This is a genomic window from Anaeromyxobacter dehalogenans 2CP-C, from assembly GCF_000013385.1.
Lineage (GTDB): Bacteria > Myxococcota > Myxococcia > Myxococcales > Anaeromyxobacteraceae > Anaeromyxobacter > Anaeromyxobacter dehalogenans_B.
This window is the reverse complement of sequence record NC_007760.1, coordinates 1,238,233-1,259,207: the sequence shown is the minus strand read 5'-3', so window position 1 is coordinate 1,259,207 and position 20,975 is coordinate 1,238,233. Positions and strand designations below refer to the sequence as shown.

17 protein-coding genes are annotated in these 20,975 nt (G+C 73.3%); 1 reads left to right on the top strand and 16 read right to left on the bottom strand.

Going from position 1 to position 20,975, the window contains the following annotated elements; genetic code table 11:
• Positions 1 to 126 precede the first annotated feature (126 nt).
• The 16 genes from hemH to ADEH_RS05520 form a co-directional block, all read right to left on the bottom strand.
• A complete protein-coding gene (gene hemH / locus ADEH_RS05595; RefSeq protein WP_011420148.1) occupies positions 127 to 1,089 on the bottom strand; it encodes a ferrochelatase in 963 nt (320 codons plus the stop codon).
• A 35-nt stretch (positions 1,090 to 1,124) separates the two neighbouring features.
• Entirely contained in the window at positions 1,125 to 2,501 is a 1,377-nt protein-coding gene (hemN, locus tag ADEH_RS05590) for an oxygen-independent coproporphyrinogen III oxidase (RefSeq protein ID WP_011420147.1), read from the bottom strand.
• A 10-nt stretch (positions 2,502 to 2,511) separates the two neighbouring features.
• The gene (hemE, locus tag ADEH_RS05585; protein ID WP_011420146.1) at positions 2,512 to 3,564 is read right to left on the bottom strand and encodes a uroporphyrinogen decarboxylase; all 1,053 of its coding nucleotides are present in this window, start codon (positions 3,562 to 3,564) and stop codon (positions 2,512 to 2,514) included.
• 133 nt (positions 3,565 to 3,697) lie between these two features.
• A complete protein-coding gene (locus ADEH_RS05580) occupies positions 3,698 to 3,985 on the bottom strand; it encodes a DUF167 domain-containing protein (RefSeq protein WP_011420145.1) in 288 nt (95 codons plus the stop codon).
• On the bottom strand, positions 3,985 to 4,791 hold the full coding sequence (locus tag ADEH_RS05575; RefSeq protein ID WP_011420144.1) for an LpxI family protein: 807 nt from the start codon (positions 4,789 to 4,791) through the stop codon (positions 3,985 to 3,987). The genes ADEH_RS05580 and ADEH_RS05575 overlap by 1 nt, the downstream gene beginning before the upstream one ends.
• A 2-nt stretch (positions 4,792 to 4,793) precedes the next feature.
• Entirely contained in the window at positions 4,794 to 5,567 is a 774-nt protein-coding gene (gene lpxA / locus ADEH_RS05570) for an acyl-ACP--UDP-N-acetylglucosamine O-acyltransferase (RefSeq protein WP_011420143.1), read from the bottom strand.
• A 25-nt stretch (positions 5,568 to 5,592) separates the two neighbouring features.
• Positions 5,593 to 6,063, bottom strand: a complete 471-nt coding sequence (gene fabZ / locus ADEH_RS05565) for a 3-hydroxyacyl-ACP dehydratase FabZ (RefSeq protein WP_011420142.1) — start codon at positions 6,061 to 6,063, stop codon at positions 5,593 to 5,595.
• Entirely contained in the window at positions 6,060 to 7,124 is a 1,065-nt protein-coding gene (gene lpxD / locus ADEH_RS05560) for a UDP-3-O-(3-hydroxymyristoyl)glucosamine N-acyltransferase (RefSeq protein ID WP_011420141.1), read from the bottom strand. The genes fabZ and lpxD overlap by 4 nt, the downstream gene beginning before the upstream one ends.
• 8 nt (positions 7,125 to 7,132) lie before the next feature.
• The gene (locus tag ADEH_RS05555) at positions 7,133 to 7,711 is read right to left on the bottom strand and encodes an OmpH family outer membrane protein (protein WP_011420140.1); all 579 of its coding nucleotides are present in this window, start codon (positions 7,709 to 7,711) and stop codon (positions 7,133 to 7,135) included.
• An 18-nt stretch (positions 7,712 to 7,729) separates the two neighbouring features.
• Complete coding sequence (bamA, locus tag ADEH_RS05550) at positions 7,730 to 10,111, bottom strand: outer membrane protein assembly factor BamA (RefSeq protein ID WP_041453345.1); 2,382 nt, start codon at positions 10,109 to 10,111, stop codon at positions 7,730 to 7,732.
• 101 nt (positions 10,112 to 10,212) lie between these two features.
• Entirely contained in the window at positions 10,213 to 10,890 is a 678-nt protein-coding gene (locus ADEH_RS05545; RefSeq protein WP_041453344.1) for an ABC transporter ATP-binding protein, read from the bottom strand.
• Positions 10,890 to 12,857, bottom strand: coding sequence for an ABC transporter permease (locus ADEH_RS05540; protein ID WP_011420137.1), 1,968 nt, complete (start codon positions 12,855 to 12,857; stop codon positions 10,890 to 10,892). The genes ADEH_RS05545 and ADEH_RS05540 overlap by 1 nt, the downstream gene beginning before the upstream one ends.
• Positions 12,858 to 12,859: 2 nt before the next feature.
• On the bottom strand, positions 12,860 to 14,401 hold the full coding sequence (gene lysS / locus ADEH_RS05535) for a lysine--tRNA ligase (protein ID WP_011420136.1): 1,542 nt from the start codon (positions 14,399 to 14,401) through the stop codon (positions 12,860 to 12,862).
• A gap of 195 nt (positions 14,402 to 14,596) precedes the next feature.
• Positions 14,597 to 15,685, bottom strand: coding sequence for a hypothetical protein (locus ADEH_RS05530; protein ID WP_011420135.1), 1,089 nt, complete (start codon positions 15,683 to 15,685; stop codon positions 14,597 to 14,599).
• A 134-nt stretch (positions 15,686 to 15,819) separates the two neighbouring features.
• Positions 15,820 to 17,415, bottom strand: coding sequence for a glycoside hydrolase family 57 protein (locus ADEH_RS05525; RefSeq protein WP_011420134.1), 1,596 nt, complete (start codon positions 17,413 to 17,415; stop codon positions 15,820 to 15,822).
• Complete coding sequence (locus ADEH_RS05520) at positions 17,416 to 18,777, bottom strand: DUF4912 domain-containing protein (RefSeq protein ID WP_041453343.1); 1,362 nt, start codon at positions 18,775 to 18,777, stop codon at positions 17,416 to 17,418.
• A 149-nt stretch (positions 18,778 to 18,926) separates the two neighbouring features.
• Here ADEH_RS05520 and ADEH_RS05515 point away from each other — a divergent pair, with 149 nt between their 5' ends.
• Positions 18,927 to 20,888 carry a serine/threonine-protein kinase gene (locus ADEH_RS05515; protein WP_011420132.1) on the top strand — a complete coding sequence of 654 codons (1,962 nt, stop codon included), beginning with the start codon at positions 18,927 to 18,929 and terminating at the stop codon, positions 20,886 to 20,888.
• The last annotated feature ends 87 nt before the right edge of the window (positions 20,889 to 20,975 follow it).

The following is a 20,975-nucleotide window of genomic DNA, read 5'->3' as shown; positions in this document are numbered from 1 at the left end:
GCGGACTCTGAGTGGCCCGCGACCTCGCACCCGACCCGGCGGGGTGCGTTTGGTTCGGGCGCCCGAAACAGAGTCGGCTCTGCAGGCGCCGTCACCGCGGACGCGACAGAGGCCGCCCGCCGCCCCCTACGCCGCCACCGTCCGCGACGCCTTCTCTCCCTCGTGGACCACGTCCGCGAGCGCGGCGATGAAGTCGGCCCGGACGCCCAGCGCCGGCACGCGCAGGTACGCCGCGGCGCCGGCCTTCTCGGCGGCCTCCTTCGCCAGGATGTCCATGTCGTAGAGCGTCTCGAGGTGCTCCGAGACGAACGCGATGGGCACGGCGACGATGGCGAGGTCCTTCGCGCTGGCCTCGAGGTACTTCACGGTGTCGGGGCCGAGCCACTTCGCCGGGCCGACGCGGCTCTGGTAGGTGAGCTGCCAGTCGGCGGCGCCGGCGCGGCTCGCGGTCTCGCGGGCGGAGTGCTCGACGTACTTCGGGTACGGGTCGCCCTTGCGCACCTGGCTCATGGGCAGGCCGTGCGCGCTGAACACCACGCGGGTGCGGCCGCGCAGCGCGGCGGGCACCTGCTCCAGCGTCTCCCGCAGCGCCGCGGCCGACGCGTCCAGGTAGCCCTCGTGGTCGTGCCAGGTGCAGACCTCGGCGAGCGGGCGGTCCTTCGGCCAGAGCCGGCGCAGCTCCAGGAGCGAGCTGCGCGTGGTGGCGTTCGCGTACTGCGGGTACAGCGGCAGCGCCACCGCGCGGGTCGCCCCCGCGGCGAGCGCGTCGCGGACGCCCTCCTCGGTGTTGGGGTGCCCGCAGCGCATGGCGAGGTGGCACGAGTACCCGGGGCCGAGCGCGGCCTGGAGCGCGCGCGCCTGCGCCTCGGTGCCCTCCACCAGCGGCGACTTGCCGCCGATGAGCTGGTACTTCTCCGCCGACGACGGCGCCCGCGTGCGCGAGATGAGCTTCGCGATGGGCTTGCGGAACGGGCCGAACGGCGCCGTGATCACCAGCGGGTCGGAGAACAGCTCGTAGAGGTACGGCTCGACCTCCGCGAGGTTCCTCGGCCCGCCGAGGTTCATGAGGAAGACGGCGGTGTGGCTCATGCGGCTCCCCGGCGACGGCGCGTCGGCGCCCGCGGCTACACCGTGCGCGAGAACTGCTTCTTGCCGCCTTCCTTCTTCAGGTAGGCGTCGAACAGCATGGCCACGTTGCGGACCAGGAGCTGGCCGAGCGGCGTCACCTTCAGCACGTCGCCGTCGAACGTGACCAGCCCGTCGTCCTCCAGCTCCTTCACGCCCGCGCGCAGGTCGGCCTCGACGGCCGCCCGGCCCTCCGGCCCGAACTTCTCCGCGATCTCGCGGAGGTCGAGGCGGAGCAGGCACATGACGCGGTTGATGGTGAACCGCCGCATCACGTCGTCCGCGGACATGGAGGCCCCGCGGTCCACCGGGATGATCCCGGCCCCGACCTTCGCCTCCCAGTCCTTGAGCTTGTGCGCGTTCTGCGCGTACGCGCCGCCGATGTCCGAGATGGAGGTCATCCCGAACGCCACCGTGTCGTCGGCCGGCCGGACCGTGTAGCCCTGGAAGTTGCGGTACAGGTACCCGCCGCTCTGGGCGACGGCGAGCTCGTCCGACTCCAGCGCGAAGTGGTCGAGGCCGATGAGCCGGTACCCGGCGCCGGTGAACGCCTCCACCGCCGACAGGAACAGCTCCACGCGCTGCTCGGTCTTCGGCAGCGCCTCCTGCGGCAGCAGGCGCTGGTGCGGCTTCGACCACGGCACGTAGGCGAAGCCGAACACCGCCATGCGGTCCGGGTGGATGGCGAGGATGCGCTCGAGCGTCTTCTTCCAGGTCTCGGGCGTCTGGTAGGGCAGCCCGTAGATGAGGTCGAGGTTGACGCCCTTGAAGCCGTTGTCGCGCGCGGCCTGCACCAGGTCGGCGGTCTCCTTCTCGCCCTGGATGCGGCCGACCACCTCCTGCACCCGCGCGTCGAAGTCCTGCACGCCCATCGAGATGCGGTTGAACCCGAGCTTCGCCAGCACCTCGATCTGCGAGCGGGTGGTGATGGCCGGGTCGATCTCGATCGCCTTCTCGACGTCGGACGTGAAGGTGAAGTGGCGCGCCAGGATGTCGTGGCAGCGCACCAGCTGCTTCTCGTCGAGGAACGTGGGCGTCCCGCCGCCCCAGTGGAGCTGCGAGGCCGCGCGCCGGTCGGGCAGCTTCGCCGCCACCAGCGCGACCTCCTTCTCGAGCACGTCCAGGTACGCGTCGGCGCGGGTGCGGTCGTGCGTCGCCACCACGTTGCAGCCGCAGAAGCGGCACATCTCCCGGCAGAACGGGAGGTGCACGTAGATGGAGAGCGGACCGCCCTGCTGGTTCGCGCGCGCCAGGTGCTCGACGTACTGCGCCGGGCCGAACGCCTCGGTCCACTCGGGCGCGGTCGGGTAGCTGGTGTAGCGCGGCCCGGGCCGGTCGTACTTCTTGATGAGCTGCGTGGACGGGATCTGGATCACGCCGATCGCCTCACTTCCACCCGAAGGCGTGGACCGCGTCCACCACCGCCTTCACGTTCTCGGTCGGGGTTCCCACCTGGATCCCGTGGCCGAGGTTGAAGATGTAACCCGGGGTCGGCCCGGCCGCCCGGAGCAGCTGCTGGGCCCGCGCCACCGCCACCTCGCGCGGCCCGAGGAGCAGCGTCGAGTCGTAGTTGCCCTGCACCGCCACGCCCGGCAGCCGGGCGCGCGCCTCGTCGATGGGGATGCGCCAGTCCACCGAGACGACGTCGTAGCCGAGCTTCGCCATCCGCTCGAGGTGCGCGGTGGTGCCGGTGGAGAAGATGATGGAGGGGACGCCGGTCTTGCGCACCGCCTCGGCGATGCGGGCCAGGTACGGGAAGCTGAACTCCTCGAGGTCCTCGCGGGCCAGCTCGCCCAGCCAGCTCTCGAAGATCTGGGCCGCCTGCGCCCCGGCCGCCACCTGCTCCTCGATCTGCACGATCGCGGCCTGGGTGAGCTTCTCGAACAGCGCGTGCGCCGTGGCCGGCTCGGCGTACAGCATGGTCTTCAGGCGGGTGAAGCCCTGGCTGCCGCCCTCGACGGCGTAGCTCGCCACGGTGAACGGCCCGCCCACGAAGCCGATGAGCGGCACGCGGTCGGCGAGCGCCGTGCGGATGGCGCGCACGCCGTCGAGCACGTAGGGCAGGTCCTTCTTCGGGACCGGCACGCGCAGCGCGTCCACGTCGGCGCGGGTGCGCACCGGGTTGCCGATCTTCGGCCCGCCGTCGCCCTTGCCCTTCTCGCCCTTCTCGAACGTGAGGTCGAGGCCCATGGCCGGCAGGTGGACCAGGATGTCGGAGAACAGGATGGCGGCGTCGAAGCCGAACTCGTCGATGGGCGCGACCGTCACCTGGGCGATGAGCTCCGGCGAGCGGCACAGCTCCAGGAAGCTCACCTTCTGGCGGACGGCGCGGTAGGACGGCTGGTACCGGCCGGCCTGGCGCATCATCCAGACGGGAACGCGGTCGACGGGCTCACGGCGGCACGCGGCGAGGAATCGGTGGGTCATGGGGGCCGCCATCTTAGTCCAGGTCCCCCCGAAACACACACCGTTCGGGTCGATGTTCCGGGGACCCGCCGGAGGGACCGTCCCGCCGTCCGGAACGCCGCCGGGGAGCCCGCCGGGCCGGTCGCCGGCCGGACGGGCGGCGGCCTCAGGGCGCCAGCGCGGCCACGGCCGCCGCGGCGGTGATCCCCGCCACCCGGACCGTCTTCCGCCGCCCGGCCTCGCCGCGGAGGAGCGCCACGTCGGCCCGCCGGACCCCCAGCGCCACGGCCAGGAACTCCACCAGCGCGGCGTTCGCCGCCCCGTCCACCGGGGGCGCCGCGAGCTGGATCTTGAGCCGGCCGTCGTGCTCGCCCACCGCGCGGGTGCGGGAGGCGCGCGGCTGGACCAGGATCTCCAGCACCGCCGCGCCGCCCTCGTCGCGCGCCCAGGCCATCAGCGCAGCCCGAGCAGCACGATCTTCGCCTTGTCGGCGAGCTCGACCATGCGCGGGAGGTCCATCACCAGCGTCGCCCCCGCCTCGACCGCCAGCAGCCGGCCGCGCGCCTCGCGCAGCGACACCACCGTGTCCGGCCCGACCGCGGGCAGGTCGAAGCGGCGGTCCTGGTGCGGCTTCACCGCCTTCGCCACCACGAACCCGCCCGACCTCGCCAGCTCGCCGCCGCGCCGGATGCAGGCGTCGGTGCCCTCCAGCGCCTCCACCGCCAGCGCCACCCGGTCCTTCACCACCACGGTCTGCCCGAGGTCCAGCCGGCCGATGCCGCGCGCCAGCTCCAGCCCGTAGCGCGCGTCCTCCAGCTCCTCCGGCGTCGGCTGGTGCCGGCCCAGCACGCCCTCCGGCGCGAGCCGGTCGGCGAGGAACGGGGTCGGATCGGTGATGGCGACGCCCTCCTCCTCGAGGAAGCGCGCCATGGCCCGCAGCAGGTTGTCGTCGGAGCGGACCGCCACGCGCGCCAGCACCCTCACGCCGGTGGCGTCGAGCATGGCGTCGGCGAAGAACCGCTTCTTGGTGATGGAGCCGAGCATCACGCACTGGCTCGCCCCGCCGGCGCGCAGCCCCTCCAGCAGGTGGCCGATCTGCCCCAGCTTCACCCAGGTGATCGCGTCCACCTGCTTCGCCAGCTCGGGGTCGGTCTCGGACTTGTGCGCCACCGCCACCACGCGGTGCCCGGCACGGCGCGCGCTCTCGGCGAACAGGAGGGGGAACCGCCCGCCGCCGGCGATGAGGCCGATGGTCGCCACCGCTACCTCGTGATGCCGCGCTGCGAGCCCTTCAGGAACGCGATGAAGTGGTCGGTCTCGGGGTGGCCGGCGAGCTCCGCCTCGAGCTGCGCGATGGCCTCGGCGAGGCCCAGGCTCGAGCGGAACACGATCTTGTAGGCCTGCTTGACGCGGCCGACCTGCTCCTCGGTCATCCCCGCGCGCTGCATGCCGATGGTGTTCAGCCCGGCCAGCTCGCCGCGCGCGCCCGCCACGGTGCAGTACGGCGCGACGTCCATGGCGACGCCGGTCATGCCGCCCACGAACGCGAGCCGCCCGACGCGGCAGAACTGGTGCGACGCGGACAGTCCGCCGAAGTGCACGTGGTCCTCGATGAGCACGTGGCCGGCGATGGCCACCGAGTTCGCGATGATGGCCCCGTCGCCCACCTGGCAGTCGTGGCCGATGTGGCTGCTCGCCATGAACAGGCCGCCCGAGCCGATGCGGGTCACCCCGCCGCCGCCGGCGGTCCCGAGGTTCACGGTGGCGAACTCGCGGAACGTGTTGCGGTCGCCGATGACGAGCGCGGTGTCCTCGCCCCGGTACTTCAGGTCCTGCGGGATGCCGCCGATGACCGCGTGCGGGAAGATCCGGTTCGACGCGCCGAGCGTGGTCCGGCCGGTCACGACCGCGTGCGCGCCGACCGAGTTGCCGGGGCCCATGCGAACCAGCGGGCCGATCACGGCGTAGGGGCCGATGTCGCAGGACGGATCGACCTGCGCGCCGGCCTCGACGATGGCGGTGGGGTGGATTGCCATGACGCCCGTGCTCCTCGATCGTCTGCTACCGCTCGCGGTCGGCGAGCATCGCCATGAACTCGGCCTCGGCGACCACCTGGCCATCGACGCGCGCGACGCCGGTCTGCTTCCAGACGGCGCCCTTCTGCTTCGTCACCTCGACCTCGAGCTCGAGCCGGTCGCCCGGCACCACCGGGCGGCGGAAGCGCGCCCCGTCGATGCCCATGAGGTAGGTGATCTTGTCCTTCACCTCGTCGGGCTTCAGGGACATCGTGGCGAGCAGCGCGGCCGCCTGGGCGAGCGCCTCCAGGATGAGCACCCCGGGCATCACCGGCTGGGCCGGGAAGTGCCCCTGGAAGAACGGCTCGTTCATGGTGACGCCCTTGAGCGCCACCAGCCGCCGGTGCGCCTCGAACTCCACCACCCGGTCCACCAGCAGGAACGGCGGCCGGTGCGGCAGCAGCTCCTGGATCCCGACGACGTCGAGGATCGACTTGCGCTCCGCGCTCTCGCTCATGGCTCGTCCTCGCCGGCGTCCGCGCGCAGCCGCTCCACCTCGCGGCGCAGCTCGCGCAGCTCCTTGCGCATGTCGTGCAGGTGATCGAGCGACGCCATCGCCTTCAGCCAGTTGCCGTGGGGCACGGCCGGCGAGCCGGACACGGTCTCACCGGCCTCCACGTCGGCCATCACGCCGGACTGCGCGCCGATCCGCACGCCGTCGCCGATCTCGAGGTGGCCGACGATGCCGGCCTGGCCGCCCGCCACCACGCCCATGCCGAGCTTGGTGGAGCCGGCGACGCCCACCTGCGACACGAGCAGGCTGAGCGGGCCGACCTGGACGTTGTGCGCGATCTGCACCAGGTTGTCGATCTTGGCCCCGCGGCCGATGCGCGTCGAGCCGAGGGTGGCGCGATCCACGCACGTGTTCGCGCCCACCTCCACGTCGTCCTCGATCACCACGTTCCCGACCTGCGGGACCTTGTAGTGGCGGGGACCCTTGCCCTCGCCGTCCGGGTCGAACGCGAAGCCGAAGCCGTCCGAGCCGACGACGCAGCCCGGCTGCAGGATGACGCGGTTGCCCACCGCGCAGCGCTCGCGCACCACCACGTTGTGGTAGAGCACGCAGTCCTCGCCCACCCGCGCCCCGTCGGCCACGTGCACGCCCGGGAACAGGATGGTGCGCGCGCCCACCTGCGCGTCCGGCCCCACGCAGGCGAGCGGCATCACCTGCGCGCTCGGGTGGACCCGGGCCGTCGGGTGGATCACCGCGGTGGGGGCCACCTCCGGCATCGCCTCGCGCGGTGGGTGGAACAGCGTCGAGATCTTCGCGAACGCGAGGTAGGCGTTCACGACCCGCAGCACCGGGCGGCCGGCCGGCACCTTCTCGCCCGGCTCGACCACCACCGCGCCGGCGCGCGACGCCTCGAACGCCTTGCGGTACTTGCGGTTCGAGAAGAACGAGATCTCGGCCGCCGTGGCCTCCTCGAGCGGCGCGATGCCCTCGAGCCGCAGCTTCCCGTCGCCGTCCACCTGGCCGCCGACGCGGGCGGCGAGCTCCGCGAGCGTGTAGGACGCCACGGCCGCGCCTACTTCTTCCCGGCGGCCGGCTTGGCCGGCTCGGCCTTCTTCGCCTGCCCGCCGGCCTTGCTCCCGGCGCCGAAGCGGGCGTTGTACTTGCGGACCAGCTCGTTGGTGAGGTCGAGCGACTGCGGCGCGTAGACGATGCCCGCGTCGTTGCGCTCGAAGACCATGGTGAACCCGTCCGCCTCGGCGATCTCGCGGATGACGCCGGTCATCTTGTCCACGATGCCGCGCATCACCTCGCCCTCGCGCTGGGAGAGGTCCTTCTGGAGCTGCACGAACAGCTGCTGCAGCTCCATCGCCTTCCGGTCGAGCTCGGCGGCCTTGTCCTTCTTCGCCTGGTCGGCCATGACCAGGGCCTGCTTGTCGAACTCGGTCTTGAGCTTGTCGAACTCGGCCTTCTTCTGGTCGATGACCTTCTGCTTCTCGTCGAAGTCCTTCTTCAGCACGGCGGTGGCCGACTTGCCCTCGTCCACCTCGCGGATGGCGCGCTGCAGGTCCACGAAGCCGAACTTGGCCTCGGCGCGGGCGGCGGTGGCGGAGAGGAGGAGGGCGAGCAGGGAGAGGCGGGCGAGAGTGCGCATGGCGGGTCCTTCGGTGGATCAGAAGAAGTTGCCGATGGTGAACTGGAAGTCGAGCGCCTGATCGACGTATTCGCCGGTCAGCTTGTCCTTGCGGCGATTCAGCGGGATGCCCCACTCGAACCGGAGCGGGCCGATGGGGCTGAACCACCGGAAGCCGAACCCGACCGACTTGTAGAGCGACAGCGGGACGTCGGGGTCGGAGAACTTGCCGCGGGCGAACGCGTTGCCCATGTCGCTGAACAGCACCCCGCGCACGCCCACCTTCTCGACGATGGGGAACTCGAGCTCGAGGTTCAGGACGAGCTGCTTGTCGCCGCCGACCGCCAGCGGGTAGAGCGCCGACGACGGGTTGCGCGAGCGGCCCACGTCCTCCGCCGGCGCGATGGAGAGATAGCGGTAGCCGCGCAGGGAGTTGATGCCGCCCACGTAGTACAGCTCGGAGATGGGCACCTGGTGCGAGGCGTCCCAGTTGCGGATGTAGCCGAGCGTCAGCTTGGCGCGGGCGATCAGGCCGAGGAACACCGGCCGGTACCAGCGCGCGTCCACCGCGTACCGGGTGAACAGGTTCACGTTCTGCCCGAACGCCCACTGCGGCGCGAGGAACGGCGGGGCCGCCTCGGCGCTGGTGGAGACGAACCAGCCGCGCGACGGGAACAGGCGGTTGTCGCGCTTGTCCCACTGGAGCGAGAGGCGCAGCGCGCTGGTGGTGCCGGACTTGAACTGGTTCGCGTAGAGCAGGCCGGAGTCGGAGGCCGACACCGACACGTACTCGTTCGTGTAGGTGGCGAACAGGCGCAGGTCGTCGAGCTTCCGCGCGAAGGACCACCACGGGTAGAGGCCGGAGAGCTCGTAGCCCCAGGTCATCGAGCCGCCGATGGCCCGCCGGGTGAACGTCGTGTAGTAGCCCTCGGTCGCGTACAGGTCGAACGCGAACGTCCAGCGCGTGTCGAGGAAGTACGGCTCGACGAACTGGATCTGCCCGAGCTGGCGGATCGACGACCACTGCACCTGCAGCGAGAGCGTCTGGCCCCAGCCGAAGAAGTTGTTCTGCGAGATCTGGCCGGTGAGGATGAAGTTCTCGTAGGACGAGAAGCCGGCGCCGACCTGGAACGTGCCGGTGGCCTTCTCCTTCACCTCCACCGTGGCGACGATGGTGTCGTCCTTGCTGCCCTTCTTGGTGGTGATCTCGACGGTCTCGAAGAAGCCCAGCGCGGTGATGCGCTGCTTCGACGCCTTGATCCCGGTGCCGCTGTAGAGCTCGCCCTCGTAGATCCGCAGCTCGCGGCGGATCACCTTGTCGCGCGTCTTGTCGTTGCCGATGATCTCGATGCGCTCGAAGTGGACCTTCGGGCCGGGCTGCACCTCGAAGTTGATGTCCACGATGCGGCGCTTCGGGTCGGTGTTCGTCAGCGGGGTGACGTTCGCGTAGGCGTACCCCATGTCCTTGTAGAGGTCGCCGATGGCGAAGATGTCGGCGCCCACCTTCGAGCGCATGAACAGGTCGCCGGTCTTGGTGCGGACCATCCTCTTCAGCACCGGCTCGCGATCGAGGAGCTGGCCGCTGAACTCGACCTTGCCGATGTCGTACTTCTCGCCCTCCTCCACCGGGATGGTGATGAAGAGGAACCGGCGGTCCGGCGAGAGCGCGACGGAGGGCTTCCCCACCTTCACCGTCACGTAGCCCTTGTCCATGTAGACGGCCTGGACGGACTGGAGGTCGTGCTGGAACGCCTCCTCCTTGTACGTGCCGGTGGAGTTCAGGAACGACAGGAGGTTCCCCTCCTGCGTCTGCATGAACGGGGTGATGTCGTCCTTCGGGACGTGGTCGTTCCCGAGGAAGCGGATCTCCTTCACCTGGACCTTGGCCTTCTCGTCCACGGTGTAGATCACGTCCGCCTGGTTGTCGGGGAGGTCCACGACCTTCCAGGTCACGTCGGCGAGGTAGTACCCCTTCTCGACGTACTTCTCCTGGATCTTCTTCACGTCCTTGCGGACGACGGCCAGGTCGAGCACCGCGTACGGCTTCAGCTCGACGGTGTCCTTGAGGTCGTCCTTCGAGAGCGCCTGGTTCCCGACGATCTTCGCCTCGTGGACGGTGGGCCGCTCCACCACCTTGTAGACCAGGGCGGGCGACGCCTCCGGCCCCTCCAGCTCCGCGGTGGCGTCCGAGAACAGGCCCAGGCGCATGATGCCGCGCAGGTCCTGGTCCACCTTCTTGGGGTCGAGCGGCTCGCCCTTCTTGCTGGAGATGGTCGCGCGGATCGCGTCCACCTCGACGCGCCGGTTGCCCTCGATGCGGACGTCGGACAGCACGGCGTCGGCGCCGCGCGCGAGCGCGGGCGCGGCGGCCAGGAGCAGCGCCGCGAGCAGGACGGGGACGCTGAGCAGGTGGCGCGTCACGGAGCCGCGGAATCTAAACCGGCCCCTGGAAAACCTCAAACACTCTTGCGCCGTGGCCTGCCCCGTCGCCGGGCGACGCGGGGCGGGGGTCGCGGGGCGCGTCAAGCGAGCCGTCCCTGGACCAGGCGGAGGCGGCGCGGCAGCGCCGCGGCGAGCCGCTCGTTGTGCGTCACCACCACCGCGGTGATTCCCATCCGGACGTTCAGGTCTGCGAGCAAGGCGTGGATCCCCTCGGCGGTCTGCGGGTCGAGGTTGCCGGTCGGCTCGTCCGCGAGCAGCAGCTTCGGCTGGAGGCACAGCGCGCGGGCCAGGGCGACGCGCTGCTGCTCGCCCCCGGACAGCTCGCCGGGCCGGTGCTCCATCCGCTCGCCCAGGCCGACCGTCTCCAGCATCTCGGCGGCGCGGCGGCGGGCGTCGGCGCGGGCCACCCGCCGGATGAGCGCCGGCATCATGGCGTTCTCCAGCGCGGTGAACTCGGGCAGCAGGTGGTGGCTCTGGAACACGAACCCGATGGTCTGGTTCCGGAACGCGGCCAGGCCGTCCTCGCCGCGCCCGAACACGTCCTCCCCCTCGAACAGGACCCGCCCGCGGGAGGGCACGTCGAGCGCGCCCAGCAGGTGCAGGAACGTGCTCTTGCCGGCGCCGGACGGGCCGGTGAGCGCCACCAGCTCGCCCGCGGCGATCTCCAGGTCGATGCCGCGGAGCACCTCCAGGCGCTTCTCGCCCATGAGGTAGGTCTTCCCCAGGCCCTCGATGCGGATGAGCGGCGCGGGCTGCATCACTCGTCCCGCAGCCCGTCCACCGGGTGGAGGCGGGCCGCCTTGGTGGCGGGGTAGATGGTGGCGAGGTAGGAGAGCGCGAGCGCGGCCAGGCCCACCAGCGTGAACTGCGCGCCGTCGAGCAGCACCGGCAGGTTGGAGATGTAGTAGACGCCCGGGTCGAGCGGGATGCCGACCTTGTCGATGAGCAGGCAGGTGCCGAGCCCGAGCAGCAGGCCGAAGACCGTGCCCACCGCACCGATCACCACGCCCTCCACCACGAAGATCTTCATCACGCTGGGCACCCCGGCGCCCATGGACTTCAGCACCGCGATCTCCCGCCGCTTCTCCAGCACCTGCATGATGAGCGTGGCGACGATGATGAAGCTCGCCACCAGCACGATGAAGCCGAGGATCACCGCCATCACCACCTTCTCCATCTGCAGCGCGGAGAAGAGGCTGCGGTTCAGCTCGCCCCAGTCCTTGGCGCGGTACGGCCAGCCGCCCAGCGCGAACACCACCCGGCCCATGACCGAGCGCGCCGCGTCCGCGTCGCGCACCTTCACCTCGAGCCCGGTGACCGTCTCCACGCCGAAGAACCGCTGCGCCTCGGCGAGCGAGATGTACGCGAACTTGGAGTCGTACTCGTACATGCCGCTGTAGAACACCGCCGCCACGCGGAACGGCCGGCTCTTCGGCTGCGGCCCGCCCGGGCCCAGGTCGCCGAACGGGGAGACCAGGTTGACCTGGTCGCCCACGAAGACCCGGAGCGCGTGCGCCAGCTCGCGCCCGATCACGATGCCCGGCAGCGGGCGGCCCGGGCGCGGCCGCTCCGGCGCCGCGCCCCCGGCCTCGCCGCCGTCGCGGGGCAGCGGGATCTCCGCCGGCGCGTCCAGCCACTCCAGCCGGCCGTCCTGCACGCTCGCGGGCAGGTCGGTGACCGACCCGATGGTCTTCACGTCGATGCCCTTCAGGATCGCGCCGGTCAGGTTCTGGCCGGTGGAGAGCATCACCTCGTTGTAGAGGAACGGCGTGGCCGCCTCGACGCCGCGCACCCCCAGCACCGTCTCGCGGATGCGGCGCCAGTCGCCGAAGTCGTCCTGCCCGTAGCTCAGCACCATGCCGTGCGCGGTGTGGCCCAGGATCTTCTTCTTCAGGTCGGCCTCGAAGCCGCTCATCACCGACAGCACCACGGTGAGCGCCCAGACGCCGATGGCGACGCCGCCGATCGAGATGAGCGTCATGAGCAGCGTGGCCGGCATGCGCGGGCGGTGGAACAGCTCGCCGCGGCGGTAGGCGCGCCGCTCCCGCGCGTCGCGCACGAGGGACCAGGCGAGCGCGAGGAGCAGGCCCGGCAGCAGCCCGGTCACCACCACCGCGAACAGCGCCGCGAGCGCCTTCGGCGAGAGCTTCAGGTGGCTGCGCGCCACGAACAGCTCGTAGGAGAGCGAGGCGTCCACCCGGCCCGCGCCCGCCAGCAGGTACGCGAGGCTGGCGCCCGCGAACACCGCCACCGCCGAGAGCAGGCCGGCCCCGAGCAGCCCGAGCACCACCACCAGCGTGCCCTGGGCCTCGAGCGCCTGGATCGCGCCCACCGCGCCGCGGACGCCGGGGGGCAGCACGCCCACCAGCACCGCGACCACCGCGGTCCACAGCAGCGTGGCGGCGGAGAGCTCGTAGAACGCGAGGCGGCGCCCCACCCGCGCGGCGGCGGCGCCGAACGCGCCGCCGAGCGAGGCGCCGGCGAGCGCGGCCAGGCCGCTGGCGAGCGGCGTGGGCAGGCCCAGCCGGTCGCCGAAGAAGGCGTGGGCCACCGGCGCGAGCGCGGCCGCGCCGAACACGCCGGCCAGCACCAGCGCGAACGCGGCGAAGGAGAAGACGGGCGGCACGGGGTGCGCGGCGCCGTCGCGGGGGGCCGCGCCGGGCGCGGGCGCCGCCGGGCGATGGCCGGGCTCGGAGCCGGGCCGGTGCGGGACGGGATCGGACAAGGTCAGTCGCGGGACTTCAGCAGCGGGAACAGGATCACGTCGCGGATCGACGCCGAGTCGGTGAAGAGCATGGCCAGCCGGTCGATGCCGATCCCCTCGCCCGCGGTGGGCGGCATGCCGTGCTCCAGCGCGCGGACGAAGTCCTCGTCGTAGGGCATGGCCTCCTCGTCGCCGGCGGCCTTGGCGCGCATCTGCGCCTCGAAGCGCGCGCGCTGGTCGGCCGGGTCGTTCAGCTCGGAGAACGCGTTCGCGAGCTCCATCCCGGCGGCGAACAGCTCGAAGCGGTCCACCAGCCGCGGGTCGGCGTCGCGCCGGCGCGACAGCGGGCTCGTCTCCAGCGGGAAGTCCACCACGAAGGCCGGCCGGTCCTTCGGGAGCTGCGGCTCGCCGAAGATCTCGAACGCGAGCGCCACCGCCTCGCCCGGCGTCTTCTTCGCGGCCTGCTCCAGCTTCCAGGCGTCCTCGGAGTCGTTCTCCCGGGCGGCCGCGCGCGAGAGCGCCTCGGCGAGCCCGCGCCCGGCGAGCGCGTCGTCGGGCGCCAGCCCCAGCGCGCGCGCGCCCACCTCCAGCATCGAGACGCGCGGGTACGGCGGCGTCAGGTCGATGGCCTGGCCCTGGAACGTCACCACCGGCCCGCCGGTCACCTCCACCGCGAGCTGGTGCATCAGCTCCTCGGTGAGGCGCATCAGGTCCTCGTGGGTGGCGTACGCCTGGTAGAACTCGATGGAGGTGAACTCCGGGTTGTGGCGCCGGTCGATCCCCTCGTTGCGCCAGATGCGGCCGATCTCGTAGACGCGGTCGAGGCCGCCCACCACGAGGCGCTTCAGGTGCAGCTCGGTGGCGATGCGGAGCTTCAGGTCGAGGTCGAGCGCGTTGTGGTGCGTCTCGAACGGCCGCGCCGCCGCCCCGCCCGCCTCCTCCGGCTTGTGCAGCGTGGGCGTCTCGACCTCCAGGTACCCGCGGGCGTCCAGGAAGCGGCGGATCCCGGAGACGATGCGGGCGCGCTTCACGAACGCCTCGCGCACGCCCGGCGTGACCACCAGGTCCACGTAGCGCTGGCGGTAGCGCTGCTCCACGTCGGTGAGGCCGTGCCACTTCTCCGGCAGCGGGCGCGTCGCCTTGGTGAGGATCGTGAACGTCCGCGCCTCGAGCGTCAGCTCGCCGGTCTTGGTGCGGGTGGCCGGGCCCTCCGCGCCCACGATGTCGCCGATGTCGAGCAGCTTGAAGACCTCGAACGCCTGGTCGCCCACGCGATCCTTCTTCACCCAGACCTGCAGCTCGGCGGACCGGTCGCGGACGCGCAGGAACGCGGCCTTGCCGAAGGAGCGGACCGCCAGGACGCGGCCCGCGAGCGACCAGTCGCCCGGGGCCTTCGCGATCTCCTCGGCGGGCTGGTCGCCATGGTGGCGCAGCAGCTCCTCCGCGAGGTGGCGGGGCTGCCAGCCGTTTCCGAAGGGGTTCACGCCGAGGGCGCGGAGCGCCTCGGCCTTCTTCAGACGCTGCGCGATGATCTCGCGCTCGGTCGTTCCAAGTTCGTCGGCCATCGGGTGCGGAATCTCTCGGATCCTCGGAGGAATCTCCGGGGAGCTGCGTGCCGGGGGAGGCTAGTCGGGTCGGCGCGGGGCGTCAACGCGGGATGCGCCCGGGCGCGACCGCGCCGTGAGCCCGCGGGGGCCCGCCGAGGGAGGCGGCCGCGCGGCGCGTCGCGTCCACGGCCCCTGGATCGTCGGCCCCCGCCGTCACCTGGCCACGAAGCCGAGCGACGGGTTCATCGCGCCGCCCGAGATGCGGACGTAGAAGTCCCCGTCCCACGAGACCTGGCCGTGGTAGGTGGCGTCCGCGCTGGTCGAGAGCCGCCCGTCGCTCGACAGCGTCAACCGGCGGGAGGCGGGCAGCACGGTGGAGCCGGTGCTGTTCTCGAACGCGCTGAACGTGAGGGTGCCGCTCGCGTCGATCGAGCAAGCGCCCCGGTTCCAGCCCGACGAGACCGCGGTCGCGCCGCTGTAGACGAGGTGCAACGCCCAGTCGCCGGCCAGGTCGGCCTGCGCGAAGGTCCGGCCCGTGCGCTGCAGCACCATGAAGCCGGGCTCGGGCGCGCCGGGGTCGCCGGAGAGGTGGACCAGGAACACGGCGTTCTTGTCGGGCGCCATCACGCCGCGCATCGCGGCGCCGTCGTCGAGCCGCACCACCCCCGCCCCGTCCACCGACAGCGTCCCCGCCGCGCCGGGGTCCATGACCACGCCGTCGGAGGCGTGGAGCTCGCCCACCGTGAGCACGCCGGCCGCGTCGGTGCTCGCCGCGCCCCAGGTCCACCGCACGCCGGCCCCTGCGTAGAGGCCGTGGAACGCGAAGCTGCGGCCGGCGAGGTCGGCGGCCGAGTAGGTCAGGCCGGGCACGCGCTTGCGCCACGCGAACAGGTTCCGGCGGACGACCGGCGTGCCCTCCTGGCCGGTGCCGAACACGAGCGTCCGGGCCGCCGCCATGGTCCCGTGGAACGCCGGATCGCCGTCCGCGCCGGTCAGGCGCACCGTGCCGTTCTGGGCGATGATCGCCTTCAGGTCGAAGCCGGGCGGCGGCAGCCCGGTGTTGCCCTGGTCGTCGAGGAACGAGAGCACCGTCACCTGGCCCGACGCGGCGATGCGGACCTGGACGTCCGCCCAGCCCGACTCGTCGTTCGTGGCGAGCTGGAGGATGTCCCAGTCGCCGGCGAGGTCGGCCTGCGTGAAGCCGGTGACCGGCGCCGGATCGCTCCCGCCGGACGAGCAGCCGGCGAGGACCAGCAGCGCCGCGGCGGCGGCGTACCGCGTGAACGGATGGCGCGAGCCCATGGTGTCCCCCCTGCGGCGGCCGTCCTGCGCGGCCGCTGGCGCGAAGCGTCGCACGTCGCCGGGGGGTGCGGCCCCGCGTCACGGCGCCGCCCGCGACGGCGTTAGGGAGCGAGGGGGCCGGGCGCCGCCCGAGGTCAGCGCGGCGCGTACACCGTGTAGTCGATCTCGGGGAAGATGTTGTCCTTCTGCTCGACGTGGGCGAGCCACCCCTCGTCGATGCGGCCGGCGCGGAGCTGGTCGTGGAGCCGCGTGAAGCGGAGCACGTGCTCCTTCGTGCGCCGGATGGCGTAGTCCACCATGGTCCCGGTCTTCATGATGAAGGCCCAGTCGGACGACTGCGCCAGCAGGAGCTCGCGCGCGGCCTGCGAGAGCGCGCGGCGCTCGAGCTCGGTGGGCTGCTTGTAGTCGCGCGCCAGGGCGATCATCCGCTCCGCCGCCTTGTGCAGGTGCCGGTAGATCCAGTCGTTGGAGCCGTCCAGCCACACGCCGGCGTAGCCGCCGGCGCCCCAGGAGCAGAGCGGCGGCGTGGCGAGCTGCTGCTCGGGGTTCTCGCGCAGGTAGTCGCCGGGCGTGGCCAGCCGGAAGACGCGCTGGTCGTAGGCGGCCTTCCGCACGAGGTAGTCGATGAACATCGGCCCCTCGTACCACCAGTGGCCGTACAGCTCGGCGTCGTAGGGCGACACGACGATGGGGCGCACGCCGCCCATCCGCGAGGCGAGGTGCTCGATCTGCCGCTCGCGGTTGAACATGAAGTTGCCGGCGTGCTGCGCGGCCCGCTCGCGCGCGCGGCCCGGGTCGTAGGGCTCCTTGTGCGCGGTCCGGCCGGTGATCCGGTAGTACTTGATGCCGACGTTCTTCCGCTGCCCGGTGGGCTGGATGTAGGGCCGGACGTAGTCGAGGTCGAGGTCCCAGCCCACGTCCCGGTAGAACTCGCGGTAGTCGGCGTCGCCGGGGTAGCCGGACTCCGCGCTCCACACCTGCATCGACGACTCGGCGTCGCGCCCGAAGGCGGCCGGGCCGGTGGGCGTGTAGATGGGCGCGTAGACGCCGTAGCGCGGGCGCGGCGTGGCGTCGGTGATGCCGTGGGTGTCCACGAAGAAGTAGCGGATGTTCTGCTCGGCCAGGTACGCGTCGAGGCCGGGGAAGTACCCGCACTCCGGCAGCCAGATGCCGGCCGGATCGCGGCCGAAGTGGCGGCGGTGGTGCGCGACCGCGACCGCGATCTGCGCGCGCACGGCCTCCGGGTACTCCTGCATGAGCGGCAGGAACCCGTGCGTCGCGCCGCAGGTGACGATCTCGAGCCGGCCCGCGTCCTCCAGGCGCTTGAAGGCGCCCACCAGGTCGCGGCGGTAGCGATCGCCGAACAGCGCCCGGAGCCCCCGGAACTCCTGCTGGTAGTGCAGCGCCAGGCCGTGGAAGGTCGCGTCCTTGCGGGTGCGGTGGACCTCCTTGTCCGCGAGCTCGCACAGCTTGTCGAGGCGCCGCGCGTAGCGCGACATGAGCAGCTCGTCGCGCAGCATGGCGACGAGCGGCGGCGTCATCGTCATCGAGACGCGGAACGGCACGCCCTCGTCGGTGAGCCGGTCGAACGCCTGGAGCAGGGGGAGGTAGGTCTCGGAGATGGCCTCGTAGAGCCAGTCCTCCTCCAGGAAGTCGTCGTACTCCGGGTGCCGGACGAACGGCAGGTGCGCGTGGAGCTGGAGCGCCACGTAACCGCGCACGTCTGTCATCTACTTCTCCCTCGGATCGACGGGCCGCCCGGGCGACGACGGCGCCGCGGTCGGGGACGACGGCCGCCCCCCCATCCCGCCCGCGCTCCCGCCCCACACCGGCGCGCTGCCGAAGCGCGACCAGTCGGACAGGCGCGCCAGCAGCGCGCGCGCCTCGTCGGAGAACGGGCCGCCCGCGTGGCCCGGCCCGAGGAGCCGGCCGAGCGGCATGTCCCACGGGATGCGCACGAACCGGTCGTCCACCACGCCCGACGGGCCCGACGACGGCAGGCCGACCGGGTTGGACGGCCGGGCGAGCAGGCGCTCGGCGCCGCGCCGGTCCACCACGTGGATCTCGGCGCGGTAGGCCCGCCCCGGCTCGAGGTCGTGCACGTAGTAGCCGCGCGACTCGAGCGCGAAGTCGATCACCCGGACGCGCTCCCAGCCGGCGCCGCTCCGGGCGAAGACCCAGAGCTGCGAGCGCCCGTGGTCGAGCCCCTGGAACGCCGCGTCCAGCGTGGCGCCGGACCAGTCCCAGTAGAGGAAGAGCGTGCGCGGGTCGCGGGGGAGCGCGACGAACGCGTCGTCGCCGTAGCCCCAGGGCAGCTCCCCCAGCCCCTCGTCGTACGCGGGCGCGCCCGAGGGCGTGCCCTCGGCCTCCTCGGCGGCGGCGTCCTCGTCCTCGGGCTCCGGCTCGACCAGCGGGTGCGGAGCCTCGCGGACCGCGTCCTCGCCGCGCACGCGCGCCACGAAGAAGCCCTCCGCGTCGGGGACGGCGGCGCGCGGCTTGCGCGCGGTGGCCTTCCGCCGCCCGGAGCGCGCCCCGGCCGCGGCCCCCACCGCCGCGCCGACCGCCGCGCCCGCCACGGCCGCCGCCGCGGTCGCGGCCTTGCCCGCCTTGCGCGCCCGGGCCGGGGCGGCGCCCGCCCTGGCGCCGACCACCGCCCCGATGGCCGCCCCTGCGCCGGTCCGCGCCGCGCGGGCCGCCGCGCCGGGGCGGACGGGCTTCGGCGCCTTCGCGGACGCCGGCGCGCCGGCCGCCGCCGCCTTTCCGGCGGCCTTCCCGGCCCGCTTCGCGCCCGCGCGGGCCACCTCGCCCGCCGCCTGCTTCACCGCGCGCACGGCCTCGCCGGTGGCCTTCACGGTGCGTCCCGCCGCCGCGCGGACCCGCGCGCCGGGCCCCTGCCCCGCCGCCTTCACCCTGGGTGGCGCCTTCGACGCGGACGCGCCCGCGGGCGCCGCCCGGGCGGGCTCGCCGGCCCCGGCCTCCTCGAGCGCGCTGACCAGCTCCGCCTTGGTCTTCAGCCGGGAGTGACCCGGCCCGAGGATCTTGCGCGCGAGCGCGCGGAGGCTCTCCACGGTCATCTTCCTGAGGTCGGGCATGGCTCGGAATCGTTGAATCAATGTTCGCCCGGTGGGGCAAGCGGTTTCCGGGGGCCGCGACGGCTTCGCGCGCGGAGCTGTCCCCCCTGCGCGGGGCACGGGCCGCCTCCGCCCTCTGCTAGGCTGAACGTGCAAACCGCGGGGGCTCATTGCAGGAACCGGGAAAGGTCCACGAGTCCGCGGGCGCGACCGCCTGCCTGCGCTGCGGAGCACCGCACGCGCCGTCCGACCCCTGCACCCCCGCCGACGCCGCCGCCCGCACGCTGGTGTTCGGCGGGTGCGCCGCCGCGCCGCCGCCGGACGCCGGCGCAGACCCGCTGGTGGGCGCGCAGGTGGGCAGCTTCCGCATCGTGCGCATGCTGGCGCGCGGCGGCATGGGCACGGTCTACCTGGCCGAGCACCCGGTCATCGGCAGCCGGGTGGCCATCAAGTTCCTGCACGAGTCGATGGCCGCCGACGCGGAGCTGGTCCAGCGCTTCTACGACGAGGCGCGCGCGGTGAACCTCATCGGCCACGAGAACATCGTCGGGGTGTACGACCTCTCGTCGCTGCCCTCCGGCCGGCGCTACTACGTGATGGAGCTGCTCGAGGGCGAGACGCTGGCCGAGCGGCTCGCCCGCGGCCCGCTGCCCCGCTCGGTGGCGCTGCAGGTCCTGCTCCAGCTCTGCGACGCCCTGCAGTGCGCGCACGAGCGCGGCGTCGTCCACCGCGACCTCAAGCCCGAGAACGTGTTCCTGGTGCCGCGCCGCGGGCGCCCGGACTTCGTGAAGCTGGTGGACTTCGGGATCGCGAAGCTGCGCAGCGCCACCGGTCACGCGACCGGCGCCTCCGGCGCGATCATCGGCACGCCCGAGTACATGGCGCCCGAGCAGTGCGAGGGCGGGCCGGTGGATGCGCGCACCGACGTGTACGCGCTCGGCGTCATGGCGTACGAGCTGCTCGCGGGGCGGCGCCCGTTCGACTCCGGCCCGGTGCAGCGGCTCCTGCTCGCGCACCTCCGCGAGCCGCCCCCGCCCCCCTCCGCGTTCGCCGACCTCGAGCCGGACCTGGAGGCCGCCGTGCTGCGCGCGCTCGCCAAGGCGCCGGCCGACCGCTTCCAGGACATGGCGGAGCTGGCCGACGCGCTGCGCCCGGCGGCCGCCCGGCTGGTCCGTGCGGCCGGGCCGGCCGCGGCGCCGGCCGCCCCCGACCGCCGCGCCGACGAGGCGGAGCGCGCGCGCCCGGCCGCCGGCCCGCCCCGCGGCGACCCCGAGCTGACGGCGCTCCTGCGCGCCGGGCCGGTGCCGCGGCGGCTCCCCATCGTGGAGCTCACCCGCGCCGGCCTGTACCTGCGCGCCGACGACGACCTGCCGCCGCTGTTCGCGCGGGTGAAGGTCGAGCTGGCCCACCCGTCCCTGCGGGCGCCGCTCGTGCTCGCCGCGGAGGTGGTGCGCCACGTCACCCGCGCCGAGGCGGCCGCCTTCCGGATGGCGCCCGGCTTCGCGCTGCAGCTCGTCGAGCTCGCGCCCGGCGCGCGCGCCGCGGTGGCGGCGCTCGCGGACGCGCTCCGCCGCGAGCCGGCGCCGACCTCGCCGCCGCCCAGCGCAGGGGGCGCGAGCGCGCGCCTGGCCGTGCTGGAGCGGCGCGCCGCGGAGGGCCCGTACGCGCTGCTGGGCCTCCCGCCGGACGCCGACTTCGCCGAGGTCCGCCGCGCCGCGCGCGCGCTCCGCGAGGAGCTGGAGGCGCTCCGGGCCCGGCCGCTCGCGGCCGACCACGCCCCGCGCAGCGGCGCGCTGCTCGCGCGCCTCGACCTCGCGCAGGGCGCGCTCGCCACACCCGCGCCGCGCCTCGCGCACGACGCCCGCGCCGGCAACTGGCGCGGCGTGCGGCGGTGCCTCGCGGCCGGCGTCCCGGACGCGCTCCGCGAGGCGCGGCGCCGCGAGCTGCACGAGGCCGAGCCCGCCCGCGCCGGGGAGGCCCGCCGCCAGCTCGCCTGCGCCCAGGTGGCGCGGAAGCTGGGGAACGTCGAGGCCGCCCGGACCGCCTGGGAGGCGGCGCTGGCCGCCGACCCGCTCGACGCGGCCGCGGTGGAGGGGTACGTGGCGTTCCGGCGCGAGCAGGAGCGGCGCTGACCGCGCCTCCCGTTCGCCCGCGCCCCGGCCGCGACGCCCGCGGCGGTGAATGCGGACCGCGGCCGCGCGTCTTTCGGTAGACTCGCC